This window comes from Streptomyces gobiensis (assembly GCF_021216675.1).
Taxonomy (GTDB): domain Bacteria; phylum Actinomycetota; class Actinomycetes; order Streptomycetales; family Streptomycetaceae; genus Streptomyces; species Streptomyces gobiensis.
Map to the genome: position 1 here is coordinate 1,549,026 of NZ_CP086120.1, position 17,035 is coordinate 1,566,060.

Consider the following 17,035-nt stretch of genomic DNA (forward strand, 5'->3'; position numbering starts at 1 on the left):
CTCCTAAATGGCACGGAGTGCCGCCTGAAAGCTACGCGCCGCCGACCGCGCCACGCAATCGGTAGGCCAGGGCGGTCCCGCGCCGACCGGCTGAGACGGTCCGTACGGCCTGGCCAAGCGCCTTTCGGGAGCCCACCAGCACCACTAGACGCTTCGCCCGGGTGACGGCCGTATAGAGCAAGTTTCGCTGAAGCATCATCCACGCGCCCGTGGTGACCGGAATCACCACGGCCGGGTATTCGCTGCCCTGGGAGCGGTGGATGGTCACCGCGTAGGCATGGGCCAGCTCATCCAGCTCATCGAAGTCATACGGCACCTCCTCGTCCTCGTCCGTCAGCACGGTCAGCCGCTGATCGTCGAGGTTGATGCCGGTGACCACACCGACGGTGCCGTTGAAGACACCATTGGCACCCTTCTCATAGTTATTACGGATCTGCGTTACTTTGTCCCCTACCCGGAAGACCCGCCCTCCGAAGCGCTTTTCGGGCAGTTCCGGCCGGGCCGGGGTGACGGCCTGTTGAAGCAGGCCGTTGAGGGTCCCCGCGCCCGCCGGGCCACGGTGCATCGGCGCCAGCACCTGGACATCCCGGCGCGGGTCCAGACCGAACTTGGCGGGGATACGGCGGGCGGCCACATCGACGGTGAGCCGCCCGGCCTCCTCGGTGTCCTCCTCGGCGAAGAGAAAGAAATCCGGCATCCCCTGGGTGATGGGCGGCACCCCGGAGTTGATGCGGTGGGCGTTGGTCACCACCCCGGACTGCTGGGCCTGCCGGAAGATCCGGGTGAGCCGCACGGCCGGGACGGGCCCGCCGTCTGCGAGCAGATCCCGCAGCACCTCGCCCGCGCCGACCGAAGGCAGCTGGTCGACATCGCCCACCAGCAGCAGATGGGCGCCCGGCGGCACCGCCTTGATCAGCTTGTTGGCGAGCAGCAGATCCAGCATCGACGCCTCATCGACGACGACCAGATCGGCGTCGAGCGGACGGTCCCGGTCATACGCCGCGTCGCCGCCCGGCTTGAGCTCCAGCAGCCGGTGCACGGTGGATGCCTCCGCCCCGGTCAGCTCCGCCAGCCGCTTGGCGGCCCGCCCGGTGGGGGCCGCCAGGACGACCTTGGCCTTCTTCGCCCGGGCCAGCTCGACCACCGACCGCACGGTGAAGGACTTACCGCAGCCGGGACCGCCGGTGAGCACCGCGACCCGCTCGGTCAGCGCCAGCTTCACCGCGTCCCGCTGCTCGGGGGCGAGATCCGCCCCGGTGCGCTGGGCGAGCCAGGCCAGGGCCCGCTCCCAGTCGACGTCCGCGAAGGCGGGGATACGGTCCTCCGGGGCCCGCAGCAGCCGCAGCAGCTGGGCGGCGAGCGAGATCTCGGCCCGGTGGAAGGGCACCAGATAGACCGCGGAGATGGTGCGCGCCCCCGCTGGGTCAGCCGCGGCCTGCGGGTCGGGCACCTGCTCCCGTACGACCCCCTCCTCCTCACCCGCCAGCTCCCCGAGGCAGTCGATGACCAGGCCGGTGTCCACCTGGAGGAGCTTGACGGCGTCCGCGATCAGCTGTTCCTCGGGGAGATAGCAGTGCCCCTGATCGGTGGACTGGGACAGCGCGTACTGCAGCCCGGCCTTCACCCGCTCCGGGCTGTCGTGGGGTATACCGACCGACTGGGCGATGCGGTCGGCGGTGAGGAAGCCAATGCCCCAGACCTCGGCGGCCAGCCGGTAGGGCTGGTTCCGCACCACGGAGATGCTCGCGTCGCCGTACTTCTTGTAGATACGGACGGCGACAGAGGTGGAGACCCCGACCCCCTGCAGAAAGACCATCACCTCCTTGATGGCCTTCTGCTCCTCCCAGGCAGCCGCGATCTTGTCCGTCCGCTTGGGACCGAGCCCGGGCACCTCGATCAGCCGCTTGGGGTCCGCCTCGATGACATCCAGGGTGTCGGTGCCGAAGTGGTCGACGATCCGCTCGGCGATCCGCGGACCGATGCCCTTGATCAGGCCTGAGCCGAGATAGCGCCGGATACCCTGCACGGTGGCGGGCAGCACGGTGGTGTAGTTCTCGACGGTGAACTGACGGCCGTACTGCGGGTGCGAGCCCCAGCGGCCCTCCATCCGCAGCGATTCCCCTGGCTGCGCGCCCAGCAGCGAGCCGACGACCGTGAGCAGATCGCCATCGTGGCCCCGGTCCTTCCGCTTCAGCGGCGCGATCCGCGCCACGGTGTATCCGTTGTCCTCATTGGCGTAGGTGATGCGCTCAAGGACCCCCTCGAGCACCGCGGGTGGGAACGACATGTCACTGACGGTAGCGCCCTCCTCTGACAGAGCCGTCCTCGATACACTGCGTTGCCAGAAACGATCTCTCTGTATCGCTTCCTGACACCGTCGTCACTCTCAACTGCCGCCCACTGCAAGGAAAACGCAGCATGAGCAAGAAGAAGAGCACGACCCCCACCACAGCACTCGTCACCGCTCTTGTCACAGCCCTCGCACTCGCGCTCGCCGGTTGTGGCTCCGAAAATGCCGAAGGGACCAGCCCCAGCGCCGGGAAACCGTCCGCCATCACCCTGGGTCTGTCCATATCCGACCTCGACACCCCCTTCTTCGCCGAACTGCTGGCGGGCGCCCAGGCCGAGGCGAAGGCCCAAGGGGTGAGCCTGCGCGTGCGGGACGCGCGCGATGAGGTGTCCCGGCAGCGGCAACATCTGCTGGAGTTCACCGAGCAGAGCCTCGACGCGGTCGTCATCAACGCGGTGGACGCCGTCAAGGCGGCACCCGGGGTGAAGGACATCGGTAATGCGGGCATACCGGTGATCGCCGCCGATCGCATGATCGACAGTTCGGCTGTCGTCTCCACCGTCGCCTCCGACAATGTCCCGGGAGGGCAGCTGGCCGCTGAGGCCCTGGCCGAGGAGCTGGAGGGCGAAGGCACCGTCGTGGTGCTGCGCGGCGGCCCCGGCATCTCGGCCTCCCGGGACCGTGGCAAGGGCTTCACGGACGGGCTGAAGAAGTACCCGGACATCAAGATCGTGAACACGAAGGTGGCCGGCTTCGACCGGGATGAGGGCGAGAGAGCCATGGCCGGTCTGCTGGCGGCCCATCCCGACCTCAGCGGGGTCTTCGCGGAGAACGACGAGATGGCGCTCGGCGCCCTCAAGGCGCTGGGCTCCAAGGCGGGGAACGACGGGGACAAAGTACGGGTCGTGGGTTTCGACGGCACTCCGGCCGGGCTGCGGGCCATTGAGACGGGCACCCTCGCCGGGTCCGTGGCGCAGCAGCCGAAGGAGCTCGGCAAGGTCGCGGTGCGCAACGCCGTACGCGCGGCCCGGGGCGAGCCCGTGGACGCCGAGATCCTGGTACCGGTGCGGGTGGTCAACAGCCGGAACATCAGCGAGTTCAGCTGAACCGCGAGGGGCCCGGCCGCCTGGCGGCCGGGCCCCTCGTCTCCCCCTCGACCTCCGTGGTTCTCCCCTCCCAGGAGGTCCTACGGCGGGTTAGACCCACGACCGTCCGAAAGGGTTGTACGACGGTACGTAATTTTTTTCCGGGAATCTCCATCGGCCTCAAGATGCCGCCGAACGGGGACAGCTCTAGCGTTTGCCCTATGACTGATCAAGCACTGGAAGGCGACGTACTGGATGAACTGGGCCCGGACCGGATCCAGGAGATAGCCGACATCCTCGGTACGGATACCGCAGGGGCCATAGAGGTGATCCGCACCTCCCTGGCCTACGTCAGCAGCGCCTTCGGCAGGACCGCGACCACCGGGGACAGGACCAAGGCGCTCACCCACCCCGCGGCCGAGTCGGTGGTTCACAAGACCGGACTCCCGGACGAGGCGGTGGTCGCCGCCATGGAGCGGCTGGTCCCGATCATGCTGACCGTGCTCGACAGACGCGGTAGCGCCTGACCGCGCACCGTTACGGCACGGGCCTTGTCGGACAGTACCGGCATCTGATCCTGTGACCCCATGCGACTGGCTTTCTCCACCCTCGGCGCCCCTGGCCTGCCCATACGCGATGTGGTGCGGCTCGCCGCGGACTGCGGCTTCCATGGGGTCGAACTGCGGGCGCACCCCGAGGAGCCGGTGCGTCCCGGGCTGACGCTGAACCAACGGGTGGACGTGGTGGAGGCGTTCAGGAGCGCCGATATCCGGATCCTCGCCCTGGCCGGTTACACCCATGTCGCCGAGCCCGGCGCGGACGAGCCGGTGCTCGCTGAGATCCGCCAGCTGCTGGAGCTGGCCCGGGATCTGGGCGCCCGGTATATCCGGGTCTTCCCGGGCGGTGGGGACAGCTCCCCGGTGGAGGGCGAGGCCACCGCCGCCCGGCGGCTGGGGGAGGTCGCGCCCTACGCCGCCGATCTGGGCGTGCGGGTGCTGCTGGAGACCCATGACTCACACCGCACCGGCGCCGCGGCGGTCCGCTGTGTGCAGCCGGTGGGGCACGGCAGCGTCGGCGTGCTCTGGGATGTACTGCACACCTGGCTGGGGGGCGAAGCCCCGGCGACCACCCATGAGCTGCTCGCCCCGTATCTCGGCTATGTGCAGGTGAAGGACATCGCCGCCGCCGGGGACACCACACCGCTGCCGCCGGGCACCGGCGTGCTGCCCCTCGCCGAGGTGATCGGGCTCCTCAGCCGCGCGGGCTGGGACGGCTGGCTGTGCTGGGAGTACGAGAAGCGCTGGTATCCCCGGATTCCGGAGCTGGCCGGGCTGTTGCCCGCCGCCCGGGCCCATCTGCTGCGCCTGCTCGCGGGCTGCGCGGACCACGCAGATCACGAGGACTCCCCTGAATGACCCGTGGGCCCGCCCCGAAGGCATCCGCGCACAGCTGAATGAACCAGCGCAGCCCGGGCACGATCAGCAGCCAGCCCAAGAGTGCCCAGCCAAGGTGGAGATGGCCGAGCATCCGGCCAACCGCCGCGACCCCCTCAGCCCGTACCGCTCCATCGTCCGACTCATAGGTGATACGCCGCAGCGCCCGTGGATGCTCCTCGGCGGGGACGAGCCGCAGCCCGGCCGGCCGGCGCCGCGCCACCCAGCGGCCAAAGGCGCTGCACGGACCACAGCTCCGCGCGACATACAGCCGGGCGGCCGCGGTGCCGGACCACGGCCGCCAGCGGGGCAGCCAGGGCCGTACCCCGGCGCGATACGCCGTCCACCGCTCACCGTGCTCCGTACGGAGCCGGGCACCCTCATGCCAGTCGGCGAGCCCGGCGCCATAGGCGAAGGCGGTACCGGCGGCGGCCAGCAGCCGCCAGTCGGTGGCCAGCACCCCGATCAGTCCATAGCTGAGCACGATGGACAGCTGCATCGGGTTCCGTACATACGCGTACGGCCCGCTGGTGACCAGCCGTTTCGGTGGGTCGTACGGGAGGGGTGTGCCGCCGCCCCGCTGAACGAACTCCCGTACCGCGACGGCCCCCAGAAGCAGCGGCAGTGCGACCAGCTGAACGGTGAGCGAGAGCCCGGCAGCGCCGCCCGACAGCCGCGGGGCGGCGAGGGCGAGCGGCAGCGCGAGCATCAGGGCACCGCTGAGCAGCAGCTGTGCCCCGGCTCGCCAGACCAGCCGCTGGGACCGCAGCGTCCAGCGGGCGAGCAGCAGCCCGGGAAGCAGAGCAGCGGCGATGGCCAGCGCCTCACCCAGCAACCAGGCATCACCGAGCCGGACCACGGGCCCGGTGAGCGGCATCGCCAGCAGATCCAGCCAGCCCAGCACGGCGACCGTCAGCGGCAGCGGCAGCCGGTCGGCACCCAGCAGCACGGGCAGCGCGCCCCACAGCAGCGCCCAGCCGAGCAGCAGATCCACCGGCAGTCCGGCCACCGCACCGCCCTTCACATCGAAGCTCCACCAGCCCATGGACACCGCCACCAGATTGACGGCGGGCAGCCAGGCCAGATTCCAGCCGGTGGCCAGCAGCGCGGCGGCCAGCGCCCGCTCACCAGGGGGTCGCCGGGCCGCGGCGAACGCGGTCGCCAGCAGCGGCACAAAGAGACAGCCAGCACGGACGAGGCCCAGGTCAGCGCCGGTCATCGCCGCTCCCCCGCTCCTTCCGGGGTGAAGGTGTCGGCGAGATAGGCGGCGGCCTGCGTCATGCCGTACTGCTGAATCGGGCCGAAGTACCAGCCGGGGTCGAAGGTGCGCTGGTAGTCGAGTGTCCAGGTCATCTCGGTGGCGCGGCCACCGGCCGTGGACCGCCAGCGGACCTCGGCGGTGCGCAGATTGAGCCAGCGGGCGAGGGTGCTGTCCTGCCGGACATCGAAGACCACCCGTCCGGGCTCGCTCTCGGTGATCACCAGCCGCATGGAGCGCGGGGTGGTCGTGGCGCCGATACCCAGGGTCTTACGTGGATTGAAGGTGATCAGCCGCTGATCGCCGGTCTCCAGCCCGGCGCCGGTGGCCCGCTGGGGCTTGGGGAACGGAATCTGCCGGAGGAAGACCGGCTCGGGGTCGGCGAAACGGGGTGGTGCGGCGAGCGCCCGCGCCAGCTCGTCGGGGGTGGCGGAGACCGTACGGGTCACGCTGGCGGTGTTGTCGCGGGGCAACTCGTAGACGCCGCTGCCCTCCAGGGCGAGGCCGAGTACGGCGATCAGCGGGACGGCTGCGAAGGCGTGGAACCGGTCGTCGTAGCGCCGGAGCTTGTCCGCGAGGGCGCCTATGACCGCCGCGAACAGAAAGAACAGCGGCGCTGCCATGACCAGGCAGATCACTCCCTCACCCAACATCGCACCGGCCAGCGTGAGCCCCACCGCGGTGCAGGCGAGCGCGGTGCCGGTGACGCTCTTCGGGCGGGCCCACAGGGCGATCGCCAGACCGATGAAGGCGGGCATCCCCACATAGAAGAGCGCCGTCTGTTCCAGCTTTCCGGCGTGCAGCATCTGATACAGCAGCATGGCGCCGAAGAGCACCGCCAGCACCCCGACCAGGGTCCAGCGCGCCCGGGAGGGCCGCTGCCGCTCCTCCCCCCGGTCCTCCCCCTCCGGCTCGCCCGCACCCGGACCCTCGCCCGCACCCTCGACTATGCCGTTCTCGTCCATGACCCACCGCCCCTTCATTTTTCATCGACCGGTTTAATCAAGCGATTAAACCGTATGATGAAGCACGGCGAGAGGAAGGTCAAATGGCAGAGGACACCAAGGACCGGCTCATCGAGGCGGCGGCGACCGTGCTCACCACGCACGGCTATGGCGGCACCAGTGCGCGCACCATCACCAAGGAGGCCGGGGTCAACTCGGCGCTGGTCTTCTACCACTTCGGCGGTGTCGACCAGCTGCTGCTCGCCGCGCTCGACCGCTCCTCCGCCGACCGGATGGCCAGACACCGGGCCACCGTCGCCGAGGTGCGCACCCTGGAGGAGCTGGCCGAGGCAGCCGCCCAGATCTACCAGGACGATCTCGAAGGCGGACACATCACGCTCTTCACCGAGCTGGTCGCCGCCGCGCTCGCCAAGCCCGAGCTACGTACCGAGGTCACCAAACGGGCCGAACCCTGGATGGAGTTCATTGAGACCACCCTGGAGCGGGTGATCGGCGGCACCCCGCTCGCCAAGCTCACTCCGCCGCGCGATCTGGCGAACGCGGCGATCACCTTCTACCTGGGCGTCAATCTCTTCACCGTGCTGGACGCCGACCGGTCCCGTACCGACTCGGTCTTCGCGATGGCCCGGCGGCTCGCCCCGCGCGCCAGGCTGCTCACCATGCGCCTGCCCCGACGACGGCCCAAATCGCCCGGGGCGGAACCTGGTTAGGCCACCGTACGTCCCACCAAGGTGCCCCGGAGGGCTACCGCGGTGCGGTGTCGGCCTCGCTACTGGCGGCGTCGCTGACCATCCTCTCCCCCGCCTCGCGGCCGGGCACTCCGCCACCGGCGCGCACCTCCGATGTGCCGGTGGCGGACCCGCGCGGCGGCGCAGTGCGGCCACCTCGCGCTCCCGGCGCACCACCGGCTAATCAGTACATATGCCGGGCGCCCCTGGCGAGTCGCCGCTTGGCAGGTCACGCTGGACGGGGCGAGCGGGGGGACATGCGTATGCGGATCCATCGGGTGCGGGCTGCCGTGGCAAGTGCGGTGCTGCTGGCGCTGGCGGGAGTCACCGGCTGCACACAGCAGGCCCGTGGCGCACCCGGGGACGAGGTCACCCGGTCTGCTGCGACATCTGACCCTCGCGCGGTCTTCCTCGACGACGGCGAGTGCGGCACCCGCGAGCGCAGACACTTCCGGCAGGTGCCCTGCGACAGCGAACGGGCGGTCGCCCAGGTGATCGCCCGGCATCAGGGCCGCCAGCAGGACGGTCCGCGCTGCCCGGCCCGTACGGACTTCGTCCTGCGTGTCGACGACCAACACCAGGTGGGCTACGCCTGTATGCGCAAACTGCGGCCCCCGCATCCGGGCGACCCGGGCAGGGGCGGCGGGCCGCGCACCATCGCTCAGGACTGTGTCTACACCGCACGCAAGGGCCAGGTGAAGGAGACCGCGTGCGATGGCTCGGGGCAGCATCCACCCGAGTACCGGATAACCAAGATCGTGCCGAAGCGCTCCGGCTGCCCCGCGGACACGGCACTCTATGTGGATGTCGGCGGCAGCGCACCGGTGGGCTGCGCCCGGCCGTATCGAGGCTGACCGGGCGCAGCGATTCCCTACGGCAGAGCCGGGGGCCGCTTGTCGACCATCGGCTTGTCGAGCTTCGGGTCATGCGGGACCAGCGGCTGAGGTGACGCCGAGCGCATCGACGGCTCCGCGTAGTCCTGGCCGGCCCAGCGCAGCAGCGTACGGGTTGCCGCCAGCCGGTCGTCCTGTTTCAGCCTGGCGATGTTCGCACCGTGGTTGGCGCCGGGCGCGACATAGATATGCGTGTCCTTGCCGTGCTTTCCCACCCGGAAGGGCTCGGCGCGCCAGGGGTCGTTCTCACCGTTGATGAAAAGCATCTCCGAAGAGCGCTTGTACACCCACCTGTCGATGTCGCGCATCGCCCTCTTGTCGAAGGACGGCATCGGGATGTCACGCGGCACCACATTGCGCGGGTGCTGGATCCCCGGGTAGCGCAGCAGGCCGTCCAGCTGCGGGGTCTGCACGGTGGGCCAGCCGAGCTGGGTACCGGCCTGGTAGTAGTACGGAGCGTACGGCGACACGCCCTGGTCGGTGCCGAAGTCAAAGCCCACGACCCTGTCCATGAACGCGTACAGCTCATCGGTGGGCACATCGGGGTCCGGCACATCCTTGCACTGTGCCTCGTCCTGGTACTGCCAGAAGGCCCACACCAGGTCCAGCGCGAGCACCTCGTACGCCCGGTCCGCCGACCCGTACAGATCGAAGGTGTAGCCCTCGTCCGTGGCCCACTTCTCGTACCGCTCGACCATCTCGTCGCGCCGTACCAGCGACTCCCGCTCCACGGCGGCGAGCCGCTTGCGGCATTCGGGCGTGGAGACACCGGCGAAGAACCGGTCGTAGGACGAGTCTTCCTTGTTCCGCACATTGTTGGGCGCGACATAGGCGACCGTGCCGTCCATGTCCTGCGGGTAGAAGCGACGGTAGTACGTCGCCGTCATACCGCCCTTACTGCCGCCGGTGGACACCCACTTCTGGTCGTAGATCCCGCTGAGCGCGGTGAAGATCCGGTGCTGGTCGCTGGCCGCCTGCCAGATGTCCAGCTTGGTCCAGTCCGCGGGGTCGGGGCGGGACGGCGAGAAGAACCGGTACTCCATGGAGACCTGGTTGCCGTCCACGATGCGGGTCGGCTCACTCCGCGACGGGTTGGTGCGCAGCCCGTATCCGGAGGTGAAGAAGACGGTGGGCCGGTCCTCGGACTTGTGCAGGATGGATATCCGCTGCTTGAAGGTGCCCAGCTTGGGCTGCCGATGGTCAATCGGCTGCTCATAGTTGAGGACGAAGTAGCGGTACCCCTCGACCGGCTTCTCCTCGACGAGGCTCATGCCCTCGATCGCGAGGATCCGGTCCTTGATGTCGGTCTTCGCCGCGGTGGCGGCACCCGCCGACGCGGTGCCGAGGCTCGCCGTGCCGATGAGCACGACGAAGGCCAGCACCCATCTGAGTGCTTTACGCATACGTAACTCCCCTGGTTCGCAAAGGTCGTCGCGAACCTATCGGCGCAACTACCCTCACGCCACCCCCACTTACCCGCCAGCCCTCGGCGGCCTTCCCCAGCCCCGCCCCTTCCCGGCTCTACCGATATGCGGCCCCGCCGCGTGGCGGCACTTCGCCCGGTTGCGGAGGTGCCGGGGTGGGTTTCCCCGTATCCCGCCCCTTCCCGGAACCGGGGCTTCGCCCCGGGGCCTCGGGGGTGGCCGGTGCGGGCCGGTGGCCGGGTGTTGTGCCCACCCACAGCCCCTCGCGGGGCTGCGAGTGCCCACAACACTCGGGGGTCTGGGGGCGGAGCCCCCAGGTTCGGGAAGGGTGGGTCAGGGGAACTCCCACCTCGGGCCGTACCGCATACGCTCGGCCCATGACCGACAAGCCGCTGGCCACCGGCCCGCGCCAGATGGCGCTGCTCGCCTTCGACCAGGTGCCCGAGGGGACATTCCCCTCGGCCTATGTCCTGGTCGCGCTCTGGCACCAGGAGCGGCTGCTCCTGGTGCATGTGCGGCACCGCGACTGCTGGGAGCTCCCCGGCGGCGGGATCGACCCCGGCGAGACGCCACGGGAGGCGGCCGTAAGGGAGCTGTACGAGGAGAGCGAGCAGCGCGTCGCCCCCGACGCGCTGCGGTTCGTCGGCTACGCGACCACCGCCATCGGCCCGGACCAACTCGTCCTGCGCGGCGCCGTCTTCACCGCCGAGACCACCGACCCGCAGCCGTTCCTCCCCAATGACGAGATCGCCGCGGTCCACTGGCGCGAGACAGCCGAAGAACCCCCGGGTACCGCCCGCGTCCAGACGGTCGACACCTATCTGGCCGCCCTCACCCGCCCCTGAGCCCCCTCAACGCCCTGAGCCCCCCGAAACCCCTGTCCCATGAACGTCCGCCACAGCTCCGCGTAGGGGCCCTCCCGCGCCACCAGCTCCGTGTGAGTGCCGTCCTCCACCACCCGGCCGTGGTCGAGGACCACCACCCGGTCCGCGCGGGCCGCCGTGGTGAGGCGGTGGGCCACCACCAGGGTCGTGCGGCGCCCCGCCAGCCGGTCCGTGGCCTGGTTGACCAGCGCCTCGGTCGCCAGGTCCAGCGCGGCCGTGGCCTCGTCCAGCAGCAGAATGCCGGGGTTGACGAGCTCCGCGCGGGCGAGCGCGATGAGTTGGCGCTGGCCGGCCGACAGATTACGGCCACGTTCGGAGACCGGATGCAGGTAGCCCTCGGAGAGGGAGGCGATCATGTCGTGGGCGCCGACCGCGCGGGCGGCGGTCTCCACTTCGGCGTCGGTGGCGTCCGGACGGCCATAGGCGATGGCGTCGCGGACCGTACCGGGGAAGAGGTAGGGCTCCTGGGGGACGACGCCCAGGCGCTGACGGTAGCCGGTGAGGTCCAGATCCCGTAGGTCCATGCCGTCCGCCAGGACCGCGCCCGAGGTGGGGTCGTAGAACCGGGCGACCAGCTTGACCAGGGTGGACTTGCCCGCACCGGTCTCGCCAACAAAGGCGACCGTCTGTCCGGCGGGAATGGTCAGATCGATATCGGAAAGCGCCTCTTTCTCTCCGTCTGTCTTCCCGACTGGCTCCCCGTCTGCCTCGCCGCCCGGACTCATCGAGCCGCCGTAGCGGAAGCTGACCTGCCGGAAGGTGACTTCACCACGGAGGGAGTCAACGGGACGCGCTCGCCGGGCCGCCGGTGTCGTTGTCTCTTCCCGCAGCAGCTCCTGAATACGGCCGAGGGAGACCGCCGCCTGCTGGTAACCGTCAAAGACCTGGGAAAGCTGCTGCACAGGCGCGAAGAACAGCTCGATATACAGCAGATAGGCGACCAGCCCACCCGCTGTCAGGGTCCCGGCGCTCACCCGGCCCGCGCCGACGATCAGTACCGCGGCCGTCGCCAGCGAGGCCAGCAGCTGGACGAAGGGGAAGTAGACCGAGATCAGCCACTGGCCACGCACCCGGGCCCGCCGGTAGCCGTCGCTGCGTTCGGCGAAGCGGTCCGCGCCAAGGTCCTCACGGCGGAAGGCCTGCACCATACGGAGACCGGCGACCGACTCCTGCAGGTCCGCGTTGACGACGCTGACCCGCTCACGCGCCAGCTCATAGGCCCGGACGCTGTGCCGCCGGAAGAAGACCGTGCCGATGATCAGTGGCGGAATGGTGGCGAAGACCACCAGGGCGAGCTGGACGTCGATCGCCAGGAGGGCGACCAGGATGCCCAGGAAGGTGAGCAGCGAGACGACCGCCGTCACCAGACCGGTCTGCAGGAAGGTGGACAGGGCGTCCACATCCGTCGTCATCCGGGTCATGACCGCGCCGGTCAGGTGGCGCTCGTAGTAGTCGAGCCCAAGCCGCTGTAGCTGCGCGAAGATCTTGACGCGCAGCGCGTAGAGCACCCGTTCACCGGTGTGCCCGGTGAGCCGCATCGCGGTGAACTGCGCGGCCCACTGGCCGATGACGACCAGCAGCGCCAGCGCGGCGGCGAGCCAGACCGCGCCCAGGGCGGCCCGCTCCACGCCCTCGTCGATGCCGTGCCGGATCAGGATGGGCAGCAGCAGCATCGCGATGGCGTCGAGGGCGACAAAGGCGAGGGCGACCGTGAGCGGTGCGCCGAAGCCGCGCAGCAGCCTGCGCAGGCCATACGATTCCTCGCGGCGTTCGGCCGCCGCCTCATCCACATCAGGGGTGTCGTTGGCGGGCGGCAGTGCGGCCACCTTGGCCAGCAGCTCGGGGCTGCCGGGCAGATTGGCCATCTCGGCGGCGAAGCTGCCGGGGCGGCCGCTCTGCGCGGCCGCGGTGCCACGGCCATCGGCGCCGACGGCCGACTGTGCGGAGCCGTTCTTACGGACCCATAGCTCGGGGGAGACGCCGTCGACGCGGCGGTGCTCATCGTGGGACGCCTGCCCGGCCGGGTCACGCTCGATCTGGCCCAGCTCATCGGGGTCGGTCAGCAGCCTGCGGTAGAGCGCGCAGCGCGCGGTGAGCTCCTCATGGGTGCCGACATCGGCGAGCCGTCCGCCGTCCAGGACGGCGATCCGGTCGGCGAGGGCCAGCGTGGACTGGCGGTGGGCGATCAGCAGGGTGGTGCGGCCCGCCATGACGCTCCGCAGCGCCTCGTGGATCTCATGCTCGATCCGGGCGTCAACGGCGGAGGTGGCGTCGTCGAGGAGCAGCAGCCGGGGGTCGGTCAGAATCGCCCGGGCCAGGGCGATGCGCTGCCGCTGGCCACCGGAGAGGGTGAGCCCCTGCTCCCCGACCGTTGTCTCATATCCCTGGGGCAGCTGCGAGATAAAGCCGTCGGCCTGGGCCGCGCGGGCCGCCGCCCGTATCTGCTCATCGTCCGCACCCGGTGCGCCGAAGGCGATGTTCTCGCGTATCGACTCGGAGAACAGGAAGCTGTTCTCCGGCACCAGCCCGATGGCGGAGCGCAGCGAGCCCAGCGTCAGATCGCGCACATCGTGGCCGCCGACCCGCACCGCGCCGCCGGTCACGTCGTAGTAGCGGGGCAGCAGCAGGGAGACGGTGGACTTGCCGCCGCCGCTGGTGCCGACCACGGCGACGGTCTCGCCGGGCTCGATCCGCAGGCTGAAACCGTCCAGCACCGGGTGCTCCGGATCGTAACCGAAGGTGACATGGTCGAATTCGACCGAGGCGTCGGCCGCCGCGGGCAGCTCATGGGCGTCCGCCCGCTCGGCCATCCGTGGCTCGGTGTCGATGAGGTCGAAGACCCGCTCCACACCGGCCCGTGCCTGCTGGCCGATGGTCAGCATCATGGCGAGCATCCGGACCGGCCCGACGAGCTGCGCGAGATAGGTCGAGAAGGCGACGAAGGTACCCAGGGTGATCTGCCCCCGTACGGCCATCCAGCCGCCGAGCGCCAGCATGGCGACCTGGCCGAGCGAGGGGATGGACTGCAGGGCGGGGGTGTAGCGGGCGTTCAGCCGTACGGTGCGCATCCGGGCGGCGAAGAGGGTGCGGCTGATGTCACGCAGCTTCTGGGTCTCCTGCCGCTCCTGACCGAAGCCCTTCACCACCCGTACGCCCGTGACGGCCCCGTCCACCACCGAGGCCACGGCTCCGGCCTGCTGCTGGGCGTACCAGGTGGCGGGGAAGAGGCGGATGCGGCTCAGATTGGCGATCCACCACAGCAGCGGGAAGACGGCGAGCGAGACCAGGGTGAGCAGCGGTGACAGGCTGACCATCACGACCAGTGCGACGGCGAAGAGCAGCACATTGCCGATCATCATCGGCACCATGAAGAGCAGGCTCTGTACGAGCTGGAGGTCGCTGGTGCCCCGGCCGACGACCTGGCCGGTGGACAGCTCGTCCTGGCGGCGCCCGTCGAGCCGGATGATCGCCCGGTACATCTCGGTGCGCAGATCGTGCTGGACGTCCAGTGCCATCCGGCCGCCGTAGTAGCGGCGCAGATAAGTCAGCCCGTAGATCACCAGCGCGGCGGCGATCAGCAGCCCGATCCACAGCGCCATGCCGCCGCCGTCACCGATGACGACCTCATCGATGATCACCTTGGTCAGCAGCGGGACGAGGGCCATAATGCCCATCCCGGCGAGCGAGGCGCCCAGCGCGAGCAGCACATTGCGCTTGTACCGCCAGCAGTACGCGACCAGCCGGCGCGCCCATCCGGGTCGCCGTTCCCCCGACTCCGTCCCCACCACGCCGCGTCCTTCTTCCGATGATCCGACTAACGCTGCTGCCGGATGATCTAACGCTGGCCCGTGCGGATTTCATCCCGCCATCCCGCCATAACGCCGCAGATTCGGTGGCTCACTCTTCGCTACGGCCCTCGCTGGCACGCAGACCGACGGCCTCCAGCCAGGACGGACCGCTGCCGCCAAGGATCTCGGCCAGCAACAGCAGCCGGGTGAGCGGGTCCCAGTCGGTGTCCCCGGCGGCTCCGGCGGCTCCGGCGGCTCCGCCGCCGTACTGCTCGCTGTACGGACGTATCGCGCAGTCAGCGGAGAACTTGGCCCATACGGCCTTGCCGGAGGGGCCCGGCGTGGTCCAGCCCCAGTCGTCGCTGAGGCAGTCCACGATATGCAGACCACGCCCTGTCTCGGCGAGGTCATCGGGCCCCCGGACCATGGGGACCGTGCTGCCCGGGTCGACCACCGCGCACAGCACGGTGGGCCCCTGCCGCAGCAGGCTCAGCACGACCGGCTGTGGGGTCGCGGGATCGGAGGGACGGCTGCCGTACCGAAGTGCGTTGGTCACCATCTCGGACACGGACACCGCGATGTCGTCAACGAGCTCGTGCATGCCCCAGCCACAGAGGGCGGAGCGTGCGAAGTGCCGTGCTATGCCGGGCGACTGAGGGTCGGGCTCAAGTGTCCAGGCGGCGAATCCCGAGGTGTCGACGGGCTTGGCCTCCGGGCTCGCCGCCCGCACCAGGGACAGCGATGGGTGTGCTCCGAAGCCGTTGACGGGTCTGCGGGCGTCATTGACTGCCCACCTCGCCGATTGTGCCGCCATGACGAACCCCGCAGCCGTCTCTTGGGTGCCGGTGTACCACGCTTGCGGACCCCATACTCTGCTATCTGTACTTACGGCTGCAAGTGCAGCTGCAAGTACAGCTGCAAAAACAGCTGTGCGTGAGGCAGTATTCGGCCAGTGATCACGGTGGTGTGCGAGTGACGGAAGAGGCAGAGATGCAGCAGGTTGACAACGGCGTGCAGGCGGCCCGCCTTGAGGGCGTCGTCTGGCGGAAGAGCCGCCGCAGCAACCCCAGCGGTAACTGCGTTGAGCTGGCCCTACTGCCGGACGGCGGGGTCGCGATGCGCAACTCACGCCACCCCGCGGGCCCCGCACTGATCTATACGGACGCCGAAATCGCCGCATTCATCCTCGGCGCCAAGGACGGCGACTTCGATGACCTCGTTGACAGCAACTGACAGCAACTGACAAACGCACATGACCCCCGCAACTGCACGGCTGTACAGGCCTGGTGGGGGGTGGGACACTGAGCGGTCGTTTCTTCACTCAGAGCAGCGGGAGCAGGCACCATGTCAGCCCAGCCGGAACACGCTTCCTCGATGCGGCGGGTCCTCGACCAGCCGCGAGGCGGACCGACGGTGCTGCGTATCGTGCTCGGTACGCACCTTCGGCGGCTCCGTGAGTCCTGCGGTATCACCCGGGAGGCCGCCGGAGAGGCGATCCGGGGTTCACACGCCAAGATCAGCCGCCTGGAGCTGGGGCGGGTGGGCTACAAGGAACGCGATGTAGCCGATCTGCTGACACTGTACGGCGTACGTGAGGCGGCACAGCGTGAGGAGTTCCTCAGCCTGGCCCGGCACGCCAACACCCCCGGCTGGTGGCACAAGTACGGCGATGTGCTGCCGAGTTGGTTTGAGACGCTGCTCGGCCTTGAGGAAGCCGCCTCCATTATCCGCACCTATGAGGTGCAGTTCGTTCCCGGTCTGCTGCAAACCGCCGACTACGCCCGGGCCGTCACCATGCTCGGGCACGCCTCCGCGCCGGAGATCGAAATCGAACGACGCGTCAGCCTGCGGATGCGGCGCCAGCAGCTTCTCGCCCAGCCCGCCGCACCCAAGCTGTGGGCGGTGATCGACGAGGCGGCGCTGCGCCGGCCGCTCGGCGGAGTCGCGGTGATGCGGGCTCAGATCCAGCATCTGCTGGACATCGCCGAGCAGCCGAACATTACGCTTCAGGTCGCCCCGTTCCGTATAGGAGGCCTCGCGGCGGCGGGTGGCCCGGTCACGATCCTGCGGTTCCTGGAACCCGATTTGCCGGACATCGTCTATCTCGAACAGCTGACGAGCGCTCTCTACCTCGACAAGCGCACCGAGGTGGAGGCCTACAAGCTGGTCATGGACCGGCTGTGCGCCTCGGCCGAGACCCACCAGAGCACCACCGCGTTCCTCACGGATCTCCTCAAGGAGTTCTAGAGCTCAAGGAGTTCCAGGGCGCTGATGCCTTACGGACCTG

Annotated in this window: 13 protein-coding genes; 8 read left to right on the forward strand and 5 right to left on the reverse strand. The window is 69.5% G+C overall.

Annotated elements, in window-relative coordinates:
* Window positions 1–31: 31 nt before the first annotated feature.
* Window positions 32–2,287 (reverse strand): SF1B family DNA helicase RecD2, encoded by a 2,256-nt coding sequence (recD2, locus tag test1122_RS07165; RefSeq protein ID WP_232268323.1) that lies wholly within the window; start codon window positions 2,285–2,287, stop codon window positions 32–34.
* A gap of 131 nt (window positions 2,288–2,418) precedes the next feature.
* Between recD2 and test1122_RS07170 the strand changes: the two genes are divergently transcribed.
* The 3 genes from test1122_RS07170 to test1122_RS07180 all read left to right on the forward strand — a co-directional run bounded on the left by test1122_RS07170 (window position 2,419) and on the right by test1122_RS07180 (window position 4,790).
* A complete protein-coding gene (locus test1122_RS07170) occupies window positions 2,419–3,396 on the forward strand; it encodes a substrate-binding domain-containing protein (RefSeq protein WP_232268324.1) in 978 nt (325 codons plus the stop codon).
* 200 nt (window positions 3,397–3,596) lie between these two features.
* Entirely contained in the window at window positions 3,597–3,902 is a 306-nt protein-coding gene (locus test1122_RS07175) for a DUF937 domain-containing protein (RefSeq protein ID WP_232268325.1), read from the forward strand.
* 60 nt (window positions 3,903–3,962) lie between these two features.
* Complete coding sequence (locus test1122_RS07180) at window positions 3,963–4,790, forward strand: sugar phosphate isomerase/epimerase family protein (protein WP_232268326.1); 828 nt, start codon at window positions 3,963–3,965, stop codon at window positions 4,788–4,790.
* A gap of 1,233 nt (window positions 4,791–6,023) precedes the next feature.
* On the opposite strand, the gene test1122_RS07185 is transcribed toward test1122_RS07180, so the two are convergent.
* A complete protein-coding gene (locus test1122_RS07185; protein WP_232268327.1) occupies window positions 6,024–7,031 on the reverse strand; it encodes a hypothetical protein in 1,008 nt (335 codons plus the stop codon).
* 83 nt (window positions 7,032–7,114) lie between these two features.
* Here test1122_RS07185 and test1122_RS07190 point away from each other — a divergent pair, with 83 nt between their 5' ends.
* A complete protein-coding gene (locus test1122_RS07190; protein ID WP_232268328.1) occupies window positions 7,115–7,741 on the forward strand; it encodes a TetR/AcrR family transcriptional regulator in 627 nt (208 codons plus the stop codon).
* Between the two features lie 281 nt (window positions 7,742–8,022).
* Window positions 8,023–8,613 (forward strand): hypothetical protein, encoded by a 591-nt coding sequence (locus tag test1122_RS07195; RefSeq protein WP_232268329.1) that lies wholly within the window; start codon window positions 8,023–8,025, stop codon window positions 8,611–8,613.
* Window positions 8,614–8,630: 17 nt separating this feature from the next.
* On the opposite strand, the gene test1122_RS07200 is transcribed toward test1122_RS07195, so the two are convergent.
* Window positions 8,631–10,055 (reverse strand): S28 family serine protease, encoded by a 1,425-nt coding sequence (locus test1122_RS07200; RefSeq protein WP_232268330.1) that lies wholly within the window; start codon window positions 10,053–10,055, stop codon window positions 8,631–8,633.
* 398 nt (window positions 10,056–10,453) lie between these two features.
* On the opposite strand from test1122_RS07200, the gene test1122_RS07205 reads away from it, so the two are divergent.
* Window positions 10,454–10,921 (forward strand): NUDIX hydrolase, encoded by a 468-nt coding sequence (locus tag test1122_RS07205; protein WP_232268331.1) that lies wholly within the window; start codon window positions 10,454–10,456, stop codon window positions 10,919–10,921.
* Here the strand turns inward: test1122_RS07205 and test1122_RS07210 are convergent.
* Window positions 10,894–14,748: an ABC transporter ATP-binding protein gene (locus tag test1122_RS07210; RefSeq protein WP_232268332.1), complete on the reverse strand. Its 3,855-nt coding sequence runs from the start codon at window positions 14,746–14,748 to the stop codon at window positions 10,894–10,896. The two genes, test1122_RS07205 and test1122_RS07210, sit on opposite strands and share 28 nt — an antisense overlap.
* Window positions 14,749–14,857: 109 nt before the next feature.
* On the reverse strand, window positions 14,858–15,562 hold the full coding sequence (locus test1122_RS07215) for an ATP-binding protein (RefSeq protein WP_232268333.1): 705 nt from the start codon (window positions 15,560–15,562) through the stop codon (window positions 14,858–14,860).
* Between the two features lie 176 nt (window positions 15,563–15,738).
* Between test1122_RS07215 and test1122_RS07220 the strand changes: the two genes are divergently transcribed.
* The gene (locus test1122_RS07220) at window positions 15,739–15,981 is read left to right on the forward strand and encodes a DUF397 domain-containing protein (RefSeq protein WP_232271800.1); all 243 of its coding nucleotides are present in this window, start codon (window positions 15,739–15,741) and stop codon (window positions 15,979–15,981) included.
* A 111-nt stretch (window positions 15,982–16,092) separates the two neighbouring features.
* Window positions 16,093–16,995 (forward strand): helix-turn-helix domain-containing protein, encoded by a 903-nt coding sequence (locus test1122_RS07225; RefSeq protein WP_232268334.1) that lies wholly within the window; start codon window positions 16,093–16,095, stop codon window positions 16,993–16,995.
* Window positions 16,996–17,035 lie beyond the last annotated feature (40 nt).